Genomic DNA, 20,209 nt, shown 5'->3' with positions numbered 1-20,209 from the left:
CAGGGACGCGATGAGCGACGACGACAAGCTGCGGTACTTCCTCAAGCGGGTGACCGCCGACCTGCACGACACGAAGCGCAAGCTGCAGACCGTCGAGGCGCGGGACACCGAACCGCTCGCCATCGTGTCGATGAGCTGCCGGTTCCCCGGCGGCGTCCGGTCCCCGGAGGACCTGTGGGAGCTGGTCGCCGACGGCCGGGACGCGCTCACCGAGTTCCCCGACGACCGGGGTTGGGACCTCGACGCGCTCTACGACCCCGACCCGGACAAGCCGGGCAAGAGCTACACCCGGGTCGGCGGGTTCCTCGACGCCGCCGGTGACTTCGACCCGGCCCTGTTCGGCATCTCGCCCCGCGAGGCCCTCGCCATGGACCCGCAGCAGCGGCTGCTGCTGGAGACCTCGTGGGAGGCGATCGAGCGCGCCGGCATCGACCCGCTGTCGCTGCGCGGCAGCCAGACCGGCGTCTTCGTCGGCCTCAGCACGTCCAACTACGGCATGGGCCTGCCGCACGTGCCCGACGGCGTCGACATGTACCTCGGCACCGGCAACACCACGAGCGTCGCCTCCGGCCGGATCTCGTTCACCCTCGGCCTCAACGGGCCCGCCGTCACCGTCGACACCGCCTGCTCGTCCTCCCTGGTCGCACTGCACCTGGCCGGGCAGGCGCTGCGCCGCGGCGAGTGCGACCTGGCCGTCGCCGGCGGCGTCACCGTGATGGCCACCCCCGGCGTCTTCGTGGTCTTCTCCCGCCAGCGCGGCATGTCCGTCGACGGGCGGTGCCGGGCGTTCGCGGCCGGCGCCGACGGCACCGGCTGGGGCGAGGGCGGCGGCGTGGTCGTGGTGGAACGACTCGCCGACGCCGAACGCCTCGGCCACCCGATCCTCGCCGTGATCCGGGGCAGCGCCCTGAACCAGGACGGCGCCTCCAACGGTCTCACCGCCCCCAACGGGCCCTCCCAGCAGCGGGTGATCCGGGCCGCGCTGGCCAACGCGCGGCTCGGCGCGGCCGACGTCGACCTGGTCGAGGCGCACGGCACCGGCACCACGCTCGGCGACCCGATCGAGGCGCAGGCGCTCATCGCCACGTACGGGCAGGACCGTCCCGCCGACCGGCCGCTGCTGCTGGGCTCGGTGAAGTCGAACATCGGCCACACCCAGAGCGCCGCCGGCGTCGCCGGGCTGGTCAAGATGGTGATGGCGCTGCGGCACGGCACGCTGCCGGCGACGCTGCACGTGGACGAGCCGTCGCCGCACGTGGACTGGTCCGCCGGCGCGGTGGAGCTGATCACCGAAAACCGCCAGTGGCCGGAGCTGGGCCGCCCCCGCCGGGGCGGCGTCTCCTCGTTCGGCGTCAGCGGCACCAATGCCCACGTCATCGTCGAGGAGTACCGCCCGGCCCCCGCCGAGCCGGCCGCCGACGACAGCGCCGAGCCCGCGCCGCGCCGGCCCGGGTTGCTCGCCGCCGCGCCCACCGTCTGGCCGGTCTCCGGTCGCACCCGCGCCGCGCTCGCCGGCCAGGCCGCGCGGCTCGCCGCGCACCTGCGTGGCCGGGCGGACGTCGACCCGGCGGCGGTGGCCTGGTCCCTCGCGACCACCCGCGCCACGCTCGACCAGCGCGCCGCCGTCGTCGGCGCGGCGCCGGCCGAGCTGCTGGCCGGCCTGGACGCCCTCGCCGCCGGCCTGCCGGCGGGCAACCTCGTCACCGGCACGGCGACCGCCGCCGGCGCCGGCCCGGTGTTCGTCTTCCCCGGTCAGGGCGCCCAGTCCGCCCGGATGGCCGCCGGTCTGGTCGGCCGGTGCCCGGTCCTCGACGCGACGCTGGCCGAGTGCCAGGCGGCGCTGGCCCCCCACCTGGACGTCGACCTCGTGTCGGTGCTGACCGGCGACGACGAGTCCTGGCTGGACCGGGTCGAGGTGGTGCAGCCGGTGCTGTGGGCCGTCGGGGTCGCCCTCGCCGCCGTGTGGCGCGCGGCCGGTGTGCTGCCCGACGCCGTCATCGGTCACTCCCAGGGCGAGATCGCCGCCGCCTGCGTCGCCGGCATCCTCTCCCTCGACGACGCGGCCCGCGCGGTGGCCCTGCGGTCCCGGGCGCTCGCCGCGCTGCGGGGGACCGGGACGATGGCGTCGGTGGATCTGCCGGCCGACGAGGTGACCGCCCGTCTGCCCGGGTTCGCCGGGGTCGGGGTCGCGGCGGTGAACGGCCCGTCGACGGTGGTGGTGTCCGGTCCGCCGCAGGCCGTGGCCGACTTCGTGGCGGCCTGTCAGGCCGACGAGGTGCGGGCGCGGTTGATCCCGGTGGACTACGCCTCGCACTCCGCCGCCGTGGAGGACGTCGCCCAGCGGTTGCGCGCCGACCTGGCCGACGTCGCCCCGCAGCAAGGCCACACCCGTCTGGTGTCGACGTTGACCGGGGACTGGGTGGACCCGGCCACCATGACGGCCGACTACTGGTACGACAACCTGCGCCGCACCGTCCGCTTCGACACCGCCGTGCGGACCGCGATCGGCGCGGGGCACAGCACGTTCGTGGAGATCTCCCCGCATCCGGTGCTGGCGATGCCGGTCACCGCGATCCTCGACGACACCGCCACCACCGGCCACGTGCTGTCCACGCTGCGTCGAGGCGACGACGACCCGACCCGGCTGCTGACCAACCTGGCCACCGCGCACACCGTCGGCCTGCCCGTCGACCTCACCCGCGTGCTGCCCGAGACGACCACCGTCGACCTGCCCAGCTACGCCTTCGACCACCAGCGGTTCTGGTTCGACGGCAGCGGTGGACCCGACCTCGCGGCCCTGCCGCCCGACCAGAGCACCGGGCCGGACGACAGCGGCTTCTGGGCGGCCGTGGAACGCGACGACCTGCCCGCCCTCGCCGAGGTGGTCGCCGGCGAGGACACCCCCGCCGGGACGGCGCTCGACGCGCTCGCCCCGGCGCTGCCCCTGCTGCACCGCTGGCGCCGGCAGCGACGCCGCCAGTCCGACATCGACAGCTGGCGCTACCAGGACACGTGGAAGCCGCTCACCGGCATCACCAACCGCGGCATGGCCGGCACCTGGCTGGTCGTGCTGCCCACCGGCGACATCGTCGAACCGTGGCAGGACGCGAGCGTGGAGGCGATCGCCGCCGCCGGCGCCACCGTCGTCCCGGTGCCGGTCAGCACCACCGACGCCGACCGCGACCTGTTCGCCAAACTGCTGCGCGAGGCGATCACCACCGGCGCCGACGCCACACCGGCCGAGGTGACCGGAGTGGTGTCGCTGCTCGCGTTCGACGAGCTGGTCCACCCGATGCACCCGTCCGTACCCGGTGGCTTCGCCGCCACCGTCGCGCTGGTCCAGGCGCTCGGCGACATCGGCCTCGCCGCCCCCATGTGGGCGGTCACCTCCGGCGCCGTCTCGGTCGGCCGGGCCGACCTGCTCCGCTCGCCCGGTCAGGCCATGGTCTGGGGCTTCGGCCGGGTCGCCGCACTGGAACACCCGCAGCGCTGGGGCGGCCTGGTCGACCTGCCCGAGGCGATCGACGAGCGCAGCGCCGGCCTGCTGGTCGCGGCGCTCACCGCCGCCGGCGAGGAGGACCAGATCGCGGTACGCCCCGCCGGCCTGCTCGGCCGCCGACTCACCCGGGTCCCGCTCGGCGACAGCCGACCCGCGCACCCGTGGCAGCCCTCCGGCACCGCCCTGGTCACCGGCGGCACCGGCGCCCTCGGCGGACACGCCGCCCGCTGGCTGGCCCGCAGCGGCGTGGAGAACATCGTCGTGGCCAGCCGGCGCGGCCCGGCCGCACCCGGCGCCGCGCAGCTCGTCGAGGAGCTGACCGCGCTCGGCGCCACCGCCAGCGTGGTCGCCTGCGACGCCGCCGACCGGGACGCCCTGGCCGCGCTGATCGACGACATCCCCGCCGACCGTCCGCTGCGGGTGGTGGTGCACGCCAGCGCGGTGCTGGACGACGCGCTCATCAACGAGCTCCGCGTCGACCAGATCGAACGCGTCCTCGCCGCCAAGGTCGACGTCGCCTACCACCTGCACGAGCTGACCCTCGACCTCGACCTCGCCGCGTTCGTCATGTTCTCCTCCTTCGCCGGCTCGGTGGGCAGCTCCGGCGTCGGCAACTACGCCCCCAGCAACGCGTTCCTCGACGCGCTCGCCCAGCACCGGCGCGGCCTCGGCCTCCCCGGCACCTCCATCGCCTGGGGCGCCTGGGCCGGCGGCGGCATGGCCGAAGGGCCGTTCGGCGAGCTGCTGCACCGGCACGGCGTACCCGAGATGCCGCCGGAGGCCGCGATCGCCGCGCTGCACCAGGCCGTGGACCACGGCGAGGCGTTCCTCACCGTCGCCGACATCGCCTGGGAGCGGTTCTCCGTCGCGTTCACCGCCACCCGGCCCGGACCGCTGATCAACGACCTGCCCGACGTCCGCCGGTTGCGCGCCGCCGAACGCGCCACCGGCGGCGAGACCCCCGACGGCCCGGAGTCGCTGCACGACCGACTCGCCGGGCTGCCCGCCGCCGACCGGATGGCCGTGCTGCTGGCCCTCGTCCGGGGACAGGTCGCGGCCGTGCTCAACTACCCGTCCGGGGAGTCGGTGGACGAGCACCGGGCGTTCCGCGAACTGGGCTTCGACTCGGTCACCGCGGTCGAGCTGCGCAACCGGCTCGGCCTGGCCACCGGGGTGGCGCTGCCGGTCACCCTGGTCTTCGACTACCCGACGCCGACCACGCTCGCCGAGTACCTCTACGCCGAGGTCGCCCAGGACGACGTGGCCACCCCCACCGCGCTGCTCGACGACCTCGACCGGATCGCCGACGGGCTCGACGTGGTGGCCCGGGACGAGGCCGCCCGGGTCCGCGCCACCGTCCGCCTCCAGGCCATGCTCACCCGTCTCGGGCAGGGCGGCGGCGGCGACGACCTCGGCCGGCACCTCGGCGACGCCACCGACGACGAGCTGTTCGCCATGGTGGACCGCGACCTCGGTCTGTCCTGACCGCACCGGCTCACTCCCCGTCCCCTGCGAGGAAGCGGCACCCGATGGCCAATGAAGACAAGCTCCGCGACTACCTCAAGCGGGTCATGGCGGACCTGCACGACACCCGCCGCCGGCTCAGCGAGGCCCAGTCCCAGGAACTGGAGCCGGTGGCGATCGTCGCGATGAGCTGCCGGTTGCCCGGTGGCGTCCGCGACCCGCGGGACCTGTGGGAGCTGCTGCGCGACGGGCGGGACGCGGTCGCGCCGTTCCCCGACGACCGGGGGTGGGACCTCGACCGGCTCTACCACCCCGACCCCGACCACCCCGGCACCTCGTACGCCCGGGAGGGCGGCTTCCTCGACGGCGCCGGAGACTTCGACGCGGCGTTCTTCGGCATCAGCCCCCGCGAGGCGCTCACCATGGACCCGCAGCAACGGCTGCTGCTGGAGACCGCGTGGGAGGCCGTCGAGTCCGCCGGCGTCGACCCCGCCACGCTGCGGGGCAGCCGCACCGGGGTGTTCGTCGGCACCAACGGACAGGACTACGGCACGCTGCTGATGATGTCCCCGGACGCCGACGAGGGGCACTCGATGACCGGCGGGGCGGCGGCCGTCGCCTCCGGCCGGGTGTCGTACACGCTCGGCCTGGAGGGGCCGGCCGTCTCCATCGACACCGCCTGCTCATCCTCGCTGGTCGCGCTGCACCTCGCCGCGCAGGCGCTGCGGGCGGGGGAGTGCGAGCTGGCGCTCGCGGGTGGCGTCACCGTGATGGCCACGCCCGGCCTCTACATCGGATCGAGCCGGCAACGGGCCCTGTCCCCGGACGGGCGGTGCCGCTCCTTCGCCGCCTCCGCCGACGGGGCCGGGTTCTCCGAGGGCGTCGGCTGGCTGCTGGTGGAACGGCTCTCCGACGCCCGCCGCAACGGCCACCCGGTGCTCGCGGTGCTGCGCGGCAGCGCGGTCAACCAGGACGGCGCGTCCAACGGGCTCACCGCCCCCAACGGCCCGTCCCAGCAGCGCGTCATCAGTCAGGCGCTCACCGCCGCCCGGCTCGCCACCGCCGACGTCGACGTCATCGAGGCGCACGGCACCGGCACCAACCTGGGCGACCCGATCGAGGCGCAGGCGCTGCTGGCCACGTACGGGCAGGACCGCGGCGACGCCGGGCCGGCGCTGCTCGGCTCGGTGAAGTCCAACATCGGGCACGCCCAGGCCGCCGCGGGGGTCGCCGGGGTGATCAAGATGGTGCTCGCCATCCGGCACGGCCTGGTGCCGGCGACACTGCACGTGGACGAGCCGTCCCCGCACATCGACTGGTCCGCCGGCGCGCTGGAACTGGTCACCGAGGCCCGCCCCTGGCCGGACCGGGACCGCCCGCGCCGCGCCGCCGTCTCCTCGTTCGGCATCTCCGGCACCAACGCCCACGTCATCGTCGAGCAGGCCCCGGACGAGCCCGCCCCCGCCGCCGACCCGCCGACCTCGGGGCTGGTGGCCGCCGACGTCACCGCCTGGCCGCTCGCCGCCCGCACCCGCGCCGCACTCGGCGGGCAGGCCGCCCGGCTGGCCGCGCACCTGCGCGCCGCCCCGGCCGACCCGGCGGCGGTCGCCTGGTCCCTGGCGACCACCCGGACCGCGTTCGAGCAGCGGGCCACAGTGGTCGGCGCGTCCGCCGAGGATCTGCTGTCCGGGTTGGACGCGCTGGCCGCCGGCACGCCGTCGCCGACGGTGGTGACGGGTATGGCGTCCCGGACGGCCGGTGCGGTGTTCGTGTTTCCGGGTCAGGGTGCGCAGTCGGCGCGGATGGCGGCCGGTCTGGTGGGTCGGACGCCGGTGTTCGACGCCGCGCTCGCCGACTGTCAGGCGGCGTTGGCGCCGTTCCTGGACGTCGACCTGCCGTCGGTGCTGACCGGGGACGACGAGTCGTGGCTTGAGCGGGTCGAGGTGGTGCAGCCGGTGCTGTGGGCCGTCGGGGTCGCGCTCGCGGCGGTGTGGCGGCACGTCGGGGTCACCCCGCAGGTGGTGATCGGGCACTCGCAGGGGGAGATCGGCGCGGCGTGCGTGGCGGGGATCCTGTCCCTGGAGGACGCGGCGAAGACGGTGGCGTTGCGGTCGCGGGCCCTGTCGGTGCTGCGCGGCACGGGCACGATGGCGTCGGTCGACCTGCCCGCCGACGAGGTGACAACCCGTCTCAACGGGTTCGCCGGCGTCGGGATCGCGGCGGTCAACGGCCCGTCCACGGTGGTGGTGTCCGGCCCGCCGCAGGCCGTGGCCGACTTCGTGGACGCCTGTCAGGCCGACGAGATCCGGGCCCGGTTGATCCCGGTCGACTACGCGTCGCACTCGGCGGCCGTCGAGGACGTCGCCCAGCAGCTTCGCGCGGACCTGGCCGACATCACGCCGCAGCCCGGCCATACCCGTATGGTGTCCACCCTGACCGGCGACTGGGCCGACCCGGTCTCCATGGACGCCCACTACTGGTACGACAACCTGCGGCAGACCGTCCGGTTCGACACGGCGGTGCGGACCGCGATCGGCGCCGGGCACACGGCGTTCGTGGAGATCAGTCCGCATCCCGTGCTGGCGATGCCGGTCACCGCGATCCTCGACGACACCGCCACCACCGGCCACGTGCTGTCCACGCTGCGTCGAGGTGACGACGACCCGACCCGGCTGCTGACCAACCTGGCCACCGCCCACGCCGTCGGCCTGCCCGTCGACCTCACCCGCGTCCTGCCCGAGACGGCCACCGTCGACCTGCCCACCTACGCCTTCGACCACCAGCGGTACTGGCCCGCACCGCCGCGCTTCGTCACCGACCGCGACGGCGAACCCGACCCCGACCGCTGGCACTACCGGATCACCTGGACACCCCGGCCCGACCTGCCGCTCACCCGCCTCGGCGGGAGCTGGCTGCTGCCCGTACCCGCCGACCTGACCGACGCCCCGCTCGTCACCGACGTGCTCGCCGCGCTCGGCAACGTCGGCGCCGACGCCGTACCCGTGCCCGTCGACCCGGCGGACGACCCGGCCGCGCTCGCCGAGCGGCTGCGCGCCGCGCTGCCCGACAGCGGGCCCGCCGCCGTGCTCTCCCTGCTCGGCCTCGACGGACGTCCCCACCCCGACCACCCGGCCACCACGCTCGGTGTCACCGGCACCGCCCACCTGGTCCAGGCGCTCGGCGCGCTCGGCGTCGAGGCGCCGCTGTGGTGCGCCACCCGCCGCGCCGTCACCACCGGCGACACCGACCCCGCCCCGGAGCCGGCCGCCGCCGCCGTCTGGGGCCTCGGCCGGGCCGTCGCCCTGGAACACCCCGCCCGCTGGCGCGGCCTGGTCGACCTGCCCGACCGGCTCGACGCGCGCGCCGCCGCCCTCCTCGGCGCGGTGCTCGGCGCCGACGACGGCGAGGACCAGATCGCCGTCCGCGACACCGGCGTGCACGTCCGCCGGCTCACCCGGCTCACCCACCCGGCCGACCACGACCTCCGCCTGCGCGACACCGTGCTGATCACCGGCGGCACCGGCGGCCTCGGCGGGCACCTGGCCCGCTGGGCCGCCCGCGCCGGCGCCGCGCACGTGCTGCTGGCCAGCCGCCGCGGCCCCGACGCCCCCGGCGCCGGCGACCTCACCGCCGAGCTGACCGACCTCGGGGTACGCGTCACCGTCGCCCGCTGCGACGTCACCGACCGCGACCAGCTCGCCGCGCTGCTCGCCGACCTGCCCGACGACGCCCCGCTGCGCGCCGTGCTGCACACCGCCGCCGTCCTCGACGACGGCATCGTGGACACCGTCACCCCGGCCCGCCTGCACACCGTCGCCGCGCCCAAGAGCGCCGCCGCCGACCACCTCGACGCGCTCACCCGCGACCACGAGCTGGACGCGTTCGTGCTCTTCTCCTCCGTCGCCGGCACCACCGGCAACGCCGGCCAGGGCGCGTACGGCGCGGCCAACGCCCACCTCGACGCGCTCGCCCACCGGCGGCGGGCCGACGGCCTCCCGGCGCTCGCCGTCGCCTGGGGCGCCTGGGACGGCGCCGGCCTGCCCGCCGACAACGAGCGCGCCCAGCAGCGGCTGCGGCGCGGCGGCATGGTGGCCATGGACCCCGAGCTCGCCGTCGCGGCACTGACCCGGGCGCTGGGCGGCGACGACGCCGCCACGATGGTCGCCGACGTCGACTGGACCCGCTTCGCCCCCGCGTTCACGCTCGTCCGCCCCAGCCCGCTGCTCGGCGACCTGCCGGAGGTCCACGAGGCGCTGCGACCCCCGCAGACGCCGGCCGCCACCGAGCCGGCCGACGAACCCGGCTCGGCGCTGGCCCGGCAGCTCGCCGGCCGCTCCGCCGCCGAACGGACCGAGACGCTGCGCGACCTGGTCCGCCAGTGCGCCGCCGGCGCGCTCGGCTACGGCTCCGCCGACGACGTCGGAGTCAACCGGCCCTTCCGCGACCTCGGCCTGGACTCGCTGACCGCCGTCGACCTGCGCAACCTCCTCGCCACCGCCACCGACCTGCGGCTGCCCGCCACGCTCGCGTTCGACTACCCGAACCCGGCCGTGCTCGCCGGGCACCTCGACGAACTGCTCACCGGCGCCGGCGCGGCGGTGACCGGCCCGGCAGCCGTGGCCACCCCCGACGAGCCGCTCGCCGTCGTCGCGATGAGCTGCCGCTTCCCCGGCGGCGCGGACGACCCGGAGCGGCTGTGGCAACTGCTCGCCGCCGGCGGCGACGCCATCGGCGACTTTCCCACCGACCGGGGCTGGGACCTCGACCGGCTCTTCGACGCCGACCCCGCCGTCGAGGGCACCAGCTACGCCCGGCAGGGCGGCTTCCTGCCCGACGTGGCCGACTTCGACCCCGGCTTCTTCGGCATCAGCCCCCGCGAGGCGCTCGCCATGGACCCGCAGCAGCGGCTGCTGCTGGAGACCTCGTGGGAGGCGATCGAGCGGGCCGGCATCGACCCGCAGGCGCTGCGCGGCAGCCCCACCGGCGTCTTCGTCGGCACCAACTACCAGGACTACCGCAACCTCATGCTCACCGCCGAGGGCGCCGAGGGACACCTGATGACCGGCAACGCCGGCAGCGTCCTGTCCGGCCGGGTGTCGTACACGCTCGGGCTGGAGGGGCCGGCCGTGTCGGTGGACACCGCCTGCTCGTCGTCGCTGGTCGCGCTGCACTGGGCCGGGCAGGCGCTGCGCGCCGCCGAGTGCTCCCTGGCGCTCGTCGCCGGCGTCACCGTGATGGCCACCCCCGGAGTGTTCGTCGGGTTCAGCCGCCAGCGCGGCCTCGCCCCGGACAGCCGGGTCAAGGCGTTCGCCGCCGGCGCCGACGGCACCAGCTGGGGCGAGGGCGTCGGCGTGCTGCTGGTCGAACGGCTCAGCGACGCCCGCCGCAACGGCCACCCGGTGCTCGCGGTGATCCGGGGCAGCGCGGTCAACCAGGACGGCGCCTCCAACGGCCTCACCGCCCCCAACGGGCCGGCCCAGCAGCGGGTCATCCGGGCCGCGCTGGCCAACGCCCGCCTCGACGCCGGTGACGTCGACGCGGTGGAGGCGCACGGCACCGGCACCCGGCTCGGCGACCCGATCGAGGCGCAGGCGCTGCTCGCCACGTACGGGCAGGGCCGCCCCGAGGACCGGCCGCTGCTGCTCGGCTCGATCAAGTCGAACATCGGCCACACCCAGGCCGCCGCCGGTGTCGCCGGCGTGATCAAGATGATCCTCGCGCTGCGCCACGGCTACCTGCCGCCGACGCTGCACGTGGACGCGCCCAGCGACCAGGTGGACTGGAGCACGGGCGCGGTCGACCTGCTCACCGAGGGCCGGCCGTGGCCGCTGACCGGCCGCCCGCGCCGCGCCGCCGTCTCCTCGTTCGGCATCAGCGGCACCAACGCCCACACCATCCTCGAACAGGCCCCCGAGCCGCCCGTCCCGGCCGGCGAACCGGCGTACCCGCCGGTGGTGCCGGTCCTGCTCTCCGCCCGCACCGCCGGGTCGCTGGCCGCCCAGGCGCAGCCGTGGGCCGACCGGCTCACCGGTCCGCAGGCCCCACCGCTGGTCGACGTCGGCTGGACCTCCGCGGTGTCCCGGGCCGCGCTGGAGCACCGCGCGGTGGTGCTCGCCACCGACCGGCGCACGCTGCGCGCCGGGCTGCGCGCCCTGCGCCGGGGCGACGACTCACCGGCGCTGGTGACCGGCGCGGTGACCGCCCGGCCCCGGGTCGCGTACCTGTTCTCCGGGCAGGGCGCGCAGCGGCCCGGCATGGGTCGCGAGCTGGCCGCCGCGTACCCGGCCTACGCGGACGCGCTGACCGAGGTGTGCGCCGCGCTCGACCCGCACCTGTCCCGGCCGCTGCGCCCGCTGCTCGACGCCGAACCCGGCACCCCCGAGGCGGCGCTGCTGGACCGCACCGAGTTCACCCAGCCGGCCCTGTTCGCCGTGGAGGTGGCGCTGTTCCGGCTGCTCACCGCCTGGGGGCTGCGCCCCGACGCGGTCGCCGGGCACTCCATCGGCGAGTTCGCCGCCGCGTACGCCGCCGGGGTGCTCACCCTCGCCGACGCCGCCGAGCTGGTCGCCACCCGGGGCCGGCTGATGCAGGCGCTGCCCGACGGCGGGGCCATGCTCGCCGTCGCCGCCGGCGAGGACGCCGTCCGCCCCACGCTCGGCGCCGGGGTCGCGCTCGCCGCCGTCAACGGCCCCGCCGCCGTGGTCGTCGCCGGCGAGACCGACGCCGTCGACCGGGTCGCCGCCGAGTGGACCGCCCGAGGGGTACGCACCCGCAAGCTCGCCGTCAGCCACGCCTTCCACAGCCCGCTGATGGAGCCGGTGCTCGACGAGCTGGCCGCGCTCGCCGCCCGGCTGCCGCACCACGCGCCGACCGTGCCGCTGGTCTCCACCGTCACCGGCACGCCGGTCGACGTGGCGGCGGTCGGCGCGCCCGGCTACTGGGCCCGGCACGCCCGCGACACGGTCCGCTTCGCCGACGCGGTCACCGCGCTGCGCGCGCACGGCTGCACCGCCTACCTGGAGGTGGGCCCGGACGGGGTGCTCACCCCGGCGGCCCAGAGCGTGCTGGCCGACGCCGGGCCGGTCCCGCCGGTCCTGCCCACGCTGCGCCGCGACCGGCCGGAACCGCTCACCCTGCTGCGCGCCGTGGCCGCGCTGCACGTGCACGGCGTCGCCCCGGACTGGCCGGCGCTCTACGCCGGGGCCGACCCGCAGCCGGCCGACCTGCCCACCCACGTGTTCGACAGGCAGCGCTACTGGCCGCAGCCGCCGGCCTGGCTGACCGCGCCGGCCGACGCCGACACCGCCGTGGAACGCCGGTTCTGGGCGGCGGTCGACGCCGAGGACCTGGACGGTCTGCTCACCGAGCTGGACGTCGCCCCGGAACAGCCGTTCGACGCCGTACTGCCGGCGCTCTCGGCGTGGCGGCGCCGCGGCCGGGAACGGTCCCTGGTGGACGGCAGCCGCTACCGGGTCCGGTGGGAACCGGTCGACGTCGGCGCCGGCACCCCGCCCGCCGGCCGCTGGCTGGTGCTGCTGCCCGCCGACCGGGCCACCGACCCGGACCTGACCGCCCTGGCCGGCGCGCTCGGCCCGGCGGCCACCACCGCGACGGTCGACACCGCCGCCGCGCCCGACGAGCTGGCCACCCGGCTGGCCGACCTGGTCGCCGCCGCGACCGGCGACGGCCCGTCGCACGTGCTGTCCCTGCTCGGCCTGGACGAGACGTCGCACACCGACCACCCGGCGCTACCGCGCGGGCTGGCCGCCACCGTCCACCTGCTCCAGGCGCTGACCGACCTCGACGCGCCGGCCCGGCTCTGGTGCGCCACCCGGGGCGCGGTCGGCGTCGGGGACGGCGACACCCCGGACCGGCCCCGGCAGGCGGCGCTGTGGGGCCTCGGCCGGGTCGCCGCGCTGGAACAGCCCGCCCGCTGGGCCGGCCTGGTCGACCTGCCCGCCACCGTCGACGACGACACCGCCCGACGGACCGCCGCCCTGCTCGCCACCACCACCGAGGACCAGGTGGCGGTGCGCGCCGACGGGGCGTACGCCCGGCGGCTCGACACCGCCGTGACCGACGGCGAGCCCACGCCGTGGCAGCCGCGCGGCACCGTCCTGATCACCGGCGGCACCGGCGCGCTCGGCGGGCACGTGGCCCGCTGGGCCGCCGGCGCGGGCGCCGAGCGGATCGTGCTGACCAGCCGGCGCGGCGCGGACACCCCCGGCGCCGACGCGCTCCTGGCCGAGCTGGCCGAGACCGGCGTCGAGTGCCGGGTCGCCCGGTGCGACGCCGCCGACCGCAGCGCCATGACCGACCTCGTGGCCGAGCTGCGCCGGGACGGGCCGCCGCTGCGCGCGGTGGTGCACGCCGCCGGGGTCAGCGAGGTGGTCCCGCTGGCCGAGACCACGCTGGAGGACCTGGCGTACGTGATCGGCCCGAAGCTGGCCGGCGCGGAACTGCTCGACGAGCTGCTCGACGGCGTCGAGCTGGACGCGTTCGTGCTCTTCTCCTCCATCGCCGCCACCTGGGGCAGCGGCGGCCAGGGCGCGTACGCGGCCGGCAACGCCCACCTGGACGCCCTCGCGCAGCGGCGCCGGGCGCGCGGCCTGCCCGCCACCTCGGTGGCCTGGGGGCCGTGGACCGAGTCCGGGATGTTCGACGACGACGCGCCGGAACAGCTGCGCCGACGCGGCCTGCGGGTGCTGCCGCCCGGGCCGGCGATGGCCGGGCTGCGGCACGCGCTCGCCGCCGGCGACACCTGCGTCACGGTCGCCGACGTCGACTGGGCCACGTTCCACCCGCTGTTCACCGCGCTGCGACCCAGTCCGCTGCTGGCCGACCTGCCGGCCGTGCGGGCGCTCGCCGCCGCACCGGAACCGGCCGCGAACGCCGGCCCGGAGGGCGCGGACCGGCTCGCCGAGCTGCGCGCGCTGCCCGCCGCCGACCGGCGCGACGCGCTGCTGGACCTGGTCCGCACCGACGCGGCGAAGGTCCTCGGCCACCCCTCGGTCGACGCGGTCGACCCGGAGCGGGGCTTCCTCGACCTCGGCTTCGACTCGCTCACCGCGGTGGAGCTGCGCAACCTGCTCACCGCCGCGACCGGCCGGGAGCTGCCCACCACAGTGGTCTTCGACTACCCGACCCCGGCCGGCCTCGCCGACCACCTGGACGCCGAGCTGTTCCCCGACGGCGGCGACCCGGCCGCCGGCGACCCGGCCGACGAGGAGACCGTGCGCCGGGTGCTCGCGGCGATCCCGCTGGACCGGCTGCGGCAGGCGGGGCTGCTCGACCCGCTGCTGCGCCTCGGCCAGGACACCGCCGCGCCGGCCCCGGACGCCACGCCGGACGCCCCCGCCGCCGAGATCCGCGACCTCGACGTCGCCGGACTGGTGCGGATGGCCCTCGAAGGATCCGACTCGTGACCCGGCCGGCGGCAGGGAGGCCCCGATGAGCGTCTCGCTGGACGAGGTGGTGGGCGCGTTGCGCGCGTCCCTGCTGGACAACCAGAAACTCCGGCAGCAGAACCAGCACCTCACCGACCGCCTCACCGAACCGGTGGCGATCATCGGGATGAGCTGCCGGTTCCCCGGCGGCGTGCGCTCGCCCGACCAGCTCTGGGAGCTGGTCGACGCCGGCCGCGACGCGATGGCCCCGTTCCCCGCCGACCGGGGCTGGGACCTCGACGCGCTCTACGACACCGACCCGACCAGCCGCGGCACCTCCTACGTCCGCGACGGCGGCTTCCTGCCCGATGCCGGCCACTTCGACCCGGCGTTCTTCGGCATCAGCCCGCGCGAGGCCCTCGCCATGGACCCGCAGCAGCGGCTGCTGCTGGAGACCGCGTGGGAGGCGTTCGAGTCCGCCGGCGTCGACCCGACCGGGCTGCGTGGCGCGCCCACCGGCGTCTACGCGGCCACCAGCAGCCAGGGCGACTACGCCGCGCTGCTCACCGGCGTCGGCGGCGGCGTCGAGGGCTACCTCGGCACCGGCAGCGCCGCCGCCGTGGCCAGCGGCCGGATCGCGTACGCGCTGGGCCTGGAAGGGCCGGCGGTCACCGTGGACACCGCCTGCTCGTCGTCCCTGGTCGCGCTGCACCTGGCCTGCCAGGCGCTGCGGCTGGGGGAGTGCACCCTCGCGCTGGCCGGCGGGGTGTCCGTGATGGCCACCCCGACCGTGTTCGTCGAGTTCTCCCGCCAGCGTGGCCTGTCCACCGACGGGCGGTGCAAGTCGTTCGCCGCCGCCGCCGACGGCACCGGCTGGTCCGAGGGCGTCGGCATGCTGCTGGTCGAACGGCTCTCCGACGCCCGCCGCCACGGCCACCCCGTGCTCGCCGTGGTGCGCGGCACCGCGGTCAACCAGGACGGCGCCAGCAGCGGACTCACCGCGCCCAACGGGCCCGCCCAACGCCGGGTCATCCGGGCCGCGCTGGCCAACGCCGGGCTCACCGCCGCCGAGGTGGACGTGGTGGAGGCGCACGGCACCGGCACCACGCTCGGCGACCCGATCGAGGCCCAGGCGCTGCTGGCCACGTACGGGCAGGACCGGGACACGCCGCTGCTGCTCGGCTCGGTCAAGTCGAACATCGGCCACACCCAGGCCGCCGCCGGCGTCGCCGGCATCATCAAGATGGTCCTCGCCATGCGGCACGGCCGGCTCCCGGCCACCCTGCACGTCGACCGGCCCACCCCGCACGTCGACTGGTCCGCCGGCGCGGTGGAGCTGCTGACCGACGCCCGCCCGTGGCCGGCGACCGACCGGCCCCGCCGGGCCGGCGTCTCCGCGTTCGGCGTCAGCGGCACCAACGCCCACGCGGTCCTGGAACAGGCGCCCCCGGACGCGCCGGCGGCACCGGCCGACGCCGGACCGGGAGGCTCCGCCACCCACGCCGGCCAGGTCCGCCCCGACGGCGCCCACACCGCGCCGCCCGCACCATGGCTGGTGTCCGCCCGCTCCGCGCCGGCCCTCGCCGGACAGGCCCGGCGACTGCTGGACCACCTCGCCGCCCACCCCGACCTGCGCCCGGCCGACGTGGCGTACTCGCTGCTCACCACCCGGGCGGCGCTGCCACACCGGGCCGCGGTCACCGGCGACGACGCGGCGGCGCTGCGCGCCGGCCTGCGCGCGGTCGCCGAGGACCGGCCCGCCCCCGGCGTGGTGCGCGGCGTGGCCCGGCCCGCCGGCAAGCTCGCCGTCCTCTTCCCCGGCCAGGGCGCCCAGCGACCCGGGATGGGCGCCGACCTGCACCGCCGGTTCCCGGCCTTCGCCGCCGCGTTCGACGAGGTGGCCGCCGAACTCGACCGGCACCTGAGCCGCCCGCTGCGCGAGGTGGTCTTCGCCGGCCCGGACACCGCCGAGGCGACGCTGCTCGACCGCACCGAGTTCACCCAACCCGCGCTCTTCGCCTACCAGGTCGCCGCGTACCGGCTGGTCACCGCGTGGGGCGTACGCCCGGCCCACCTGCTCGGCCACTCGGTCGGTGAGCTGGCCGCCGCGCACGTCGCCGGCGTGCTGTCGCTGCCGGACGCGGCCACCCTGGTCGCCGCCCGGGCCCGGCTCATGCAGGCGCTGCCGGCCGGCGGGGCGATGCTCGCGGTCCGCGCGTCCGCCGCCGAGGTGGCGCCGCTGCTCGACCACCGGGTGGCCCTGGCCGCGGTGAACGGTCCCGAGTCGGTGGTGCTCTCCGGCGACGAGGACGCCGTACTCGCCGCCGGCGAACAGCTCGCCGCGCGCGGCCGGCGGACCCGCCGGTTGCGGGTCGGCCACGCCTTCCACTCCGCCCGGATGGACGACGTGCTGGCCGAGTTCCGGGTGGTCGCGGAGAAGCTCACCTGGCACCCGCCGACCGTGCCGATCGTCTCCGACCGCACCGGCGAACCGCTCACCGCCGCGCAGGCCACCGACCCCTGCTACTGGGTGGAGCACGTCCGGGACACCGTACGGTTCCAACCCGCCGTGGCCACCCTGGCCGCCGCCGGGACCGGCACCTACCTGGACCTCGGCCCGGACGCGGCGCTCACCGCCCTGGCCCGCGAGTGCCTGCCCGACGTCGAGCCGGCCGCGTTCGTGCCGGCGGCCCGCCGCGAGATGTCCGAGCCGGCCGCCCTGCTCGCCGCGGTCGCCGCCGTGGACCTGCGCGGCGCCGGCGTACGCTGGCCGGCGCTGTTCGCCGACACCGACGCCACCCGGGTCGACCTGCCCACGTACGCGTTCCAGCACGAGCGGTTCTGGCCCGACCCGATCCGGTTCGACCTGGCGCCGCGCCCCGCCGACCCGGCCGACGGCGAGTTCTGGGCCGCCGCCGACCGGGGTGACCCGGCCGCGCTGGCCGCCCTGCTCGGGCTCGACGACGACGCCGCCGGTGCGCTCGAGGAGCTGCTGCCCGCCCTGTCCGGCTACCGCGACCGCCGCCGTCGCGCGGCCACCCTCGACGGACTGCGTTACCGGATCGGCTGGACCCCGGCCGACCCGCCGACCGGCGTCCCCCCGGGCGGGCCGTGCCTGGTCGTCGGCCCACCCGGCGACCTGCTGACGGCGGTGACCGAGGCGGTACGCGCCGAGGGCCTCGACCCGGTGCCGGTGCCGGCCGGCGCCGACCCGGGTGCCGCGCTGCGCGACCGGCTCGTCGAGGTCACACCGACCCGGGTGGTCCTCCTGGCCACTCCGACCGGCGCTGCCGGTGACGGCGCCGCCTCGGCCGGCGTTGCTGGCGACGGCGTCACCTCGGCCGGCGCTGCCGGTGACGGCGTCACCTCGGCCGGCGCCGCCGGCGACGGCGCCATGTCCACGGCGCCCGGCACGGACGCCCTCGCCGGCACGATCGCCGTGGTGCGGGCGCTGACCGAGGCCGGCGTCACCGCTCCGCTGTGGTGCGTCACCCGGGGCGCGGTCGCCACCGGCGCCGGTGACCCGGCGCCCGACCCCGCCGCCGCGACCGTCTGGGGCCTCGGCCGGGTGCTGGCGCTGGAACACCCCCGCCTCTGGGGCGGCCTGCTCGACCTGCCCGCCGGCGCCGAGGCGACCGCCGCCGACCCGGCCCCGGCCACCCCAGGCTCCGATCTCGCCCTGCTGGCCCGGGTGGTCGCCGGTGACGGCGCCGAGGACCAGCTCGCCGTGCGAGCCGGCGGGCTGCGCGCCCGTCGCCTGGAACGCGCCCCGGCCGCTCCCGAGCGGCCCTGGCGGCCGGACGGCGCGGTGCTCGTGCACGGCGACGCCCCGGTGCGTCGCGCGCACCTGCTGCCCCGGCTCGCCGACGCGGGCGCGACCCACCTGCTGCTGGTCGGCCCGGCGGTGCCCGACACCGACGCGCCGACCGGGGTCGACGTGACCGTCGTGGACGGCGTCGAGGCGCTGCCCGCCGCGCTGGAGCGGCTGGCCGCGGCCGGCACGCCGGTGCGTACCGTGCTGCACGTGGCCGACGCCGGCGGGGCCGGCGAGCCGGTCGCGGCGGCCGACCCGCACCGGGTGGCCGACCGGGTCGGCGCGCAGCTGGCCGCGGTGGCCCGGCTCGACGCCGCGTGCGCCGGCCACGCGGTCGACGAGTTCCTGGTCTTCGTCTCCACGGCCGCCACCTGGGGCGGCGGTGGCGCGGCGGTGGCCGCGGCCACCGGCGCCGGGCTCGCCGCGCTGGCCGCCCGCCGCCGCGCCGGGGGGCGGCCGGCCACGACGGTGGCCTGGGCGCCGTGGAGCGGCGAGACCGCCGACCCGGAGCAGCTGCGCCGGCGGGGTGTCCGCCCGCTGGACCCGGAGACCGCGCTCGACGCGCTGGCCCGCGTCGCCGCCGGCCGGAACGGCGACCCCGACACCGACGGCGGCGGCGACCTGCTCACCGTCGGCGGGAACGCCCACCTCGGCACCGACGGCGGGCGGGACGAGATCGCCGTCGCCGACATCGACTGGCCCGCGTTCGTGCCCGCGTTCACCGCGGTGCGGCCGGCCCCGCTGCTGCGTGGCGTGTCCGACGCCGTCGCCGGGACGGACGCGGCCGCGCCCGCCGCCGGACCGTCCGACCCGGCGCGGGCGTTGCGGGACCGGTTGGCCGCCGTGCCCGCCGGCGACCGGCTGCCGATCCTGCTGGACCTGGTCCGGGCGCAGGCGGCCACCGTGCTCGGGCACGCCGGGCCGGGCGCGGTCGAGCCGGACCGCGACTTCCTGGAACTGGGCTTCGACTCGCTGACCGCGCTCGAGCTGCGCGACGCGCTGCGCCAGGAGACCGGCGTGGAGCTGTCCGCCACGCTGCTCTTCGACCACCCCACCCCGGACGCGCTGGCCGGGCACTTGCTCGGCCTGATCCTCGGCGACGGGGCCGGCGCCGCGCCCGCCGACGCCGCCACCCCGGAGGGGGCCGGTGGCCTGCTCGGCGGGCTGTTCCGCCAGCCCAAGGCGCGCGCCGACGCCGCCGGCTACGCCGAACTGCTGGTCAAGCTGGCCCAGTTCCGGCCCAGCTTCACCTCCCCGGCCGAGCTGACCCGCCCGGCCGGGATCCTGCGTCTCGCCGAGGGTCCCGCCACCCCCGTCGTCTGCTGCTGCACGATGTCGCTGCTGTCCGGGGCGCACGAGTACGCCCGCCTGGCCGCCGGCATGCGCGGCCGGCGCAACGTGTGGGCGTTGCCCAACCCCGGCTTCGGGGTCGGCGAGGAACTGCCCGCCGACCTCGACGCGCTGCTGCGGGTGCACGCGGACACCGTGCTGCGCGCCGTCGGCCCCGGCGCGTTCGTCCTCGCCGGGCACTCCGGCGGCGCGATGGTGGCCAACCTGCTCGCCGCCGAGCTGGACCGGCAGGGCCGCGCCCCGGCCGCGGTGGTGCTGATGGACACCTACCCGCCCGGCAGCGAGGTGCTCGGCGGCTGGACGTCGCAGCTGCTCGACGGGATGGTCGAGCGGGACAGCGCGTACACCCCGATGGACGACCACCGGGCCACCGCCTGGGCCGGCTACCTGCCGCTGTTCCTCGACTGGCGGCCCGCGCCGATGTCCGCCGCCACATTGCTGGTGCGGGCCAGCGAGCCGCTGGGGGAGTGGACCGGGGAACCGGACGGATGGCGGTCGGTGTGGCCGTACCCGCACGAGACGCGGGACGCGGCCGGCGACCACTTCACCATGGTCGGCGAACGCGGCCCGGAACTCGCCGTGACCGTGGACGGCTGGCTCGCGGAACGGGGTCTGTGACACCGCCCCTTGGGCTGCCCCTAACGCCCCCTATCGCGGGGGCCGACAACTGTCTTACCAGGAACCAGGACGGGAGCA

The 20,209-nt window shown here is 77.3% G+C and carries 3 protein-coding genes; all 3 read left to right on the top strand.

Translation table 11 applies throughout. From position 1 onward, the window contains the following. Window positions 1-10 precede the first annotated feature (10 nt). From GA0070622_RS19230 to GA0070622_RS33485, 3 genes are read left to right on the top strand one after another with little or no spacing between them, the layout of a single operon-like run. A complete protein-coding gene (locus GA0070622_RS19230) occupies window positions 11-4,984 on the top strand; it encodes a type I polyketide synthase (RefSeq protein WP_091574845.1) in 4,974 nt (1,657 codons plus the stop codon). A 44-nt stretch (window positions 4,985-5,028) separates the two neighbouring features. Further along, the gene (locus tag GA0070622_RS33490; RefSeq protein ID WP_091574842.1) at window positions 5,029-14,388 is read left to right on the top strand and encodes a type I polyketide synthase; all 9,360 of its coding nucleotides are present in this window, start codon (window positions 5,029-5,031) and stop codon (window positions 14,386-14,388) included. Window positions 14,389-14,413: 25 nt separating this feature from the next. Then, on the top strand, window positions 14,414-20,131 hold the full coding sequence (locus tag GA0070622_RS33485) for a type I polyketide synthase (RefSeq protein ID WP_091574839.1): 5,718 nt from the start codon (window positions 14,414-14,416) through the stop codon (window positions 20,129-20,131). Window positions 20,132-20,209 lie beyond the last annotated feature (78 nt).

The sequence above is a fragment of the Micromonospora sediminicola genome (genome assembly GCF_900089585.1).
Taxonomy (GTDB): Bacteria; Actinomycetota; Actinomycetes; order Mycobacteriales; family Micromonosporaceae; genus Micromonospora; species Micromonospora sediminicola.
The sequence above is the reverse complement of the archived record's forward strand: the minus strand, read 5'-3'. Positions and strand labels throughout refer to the sequence as shown.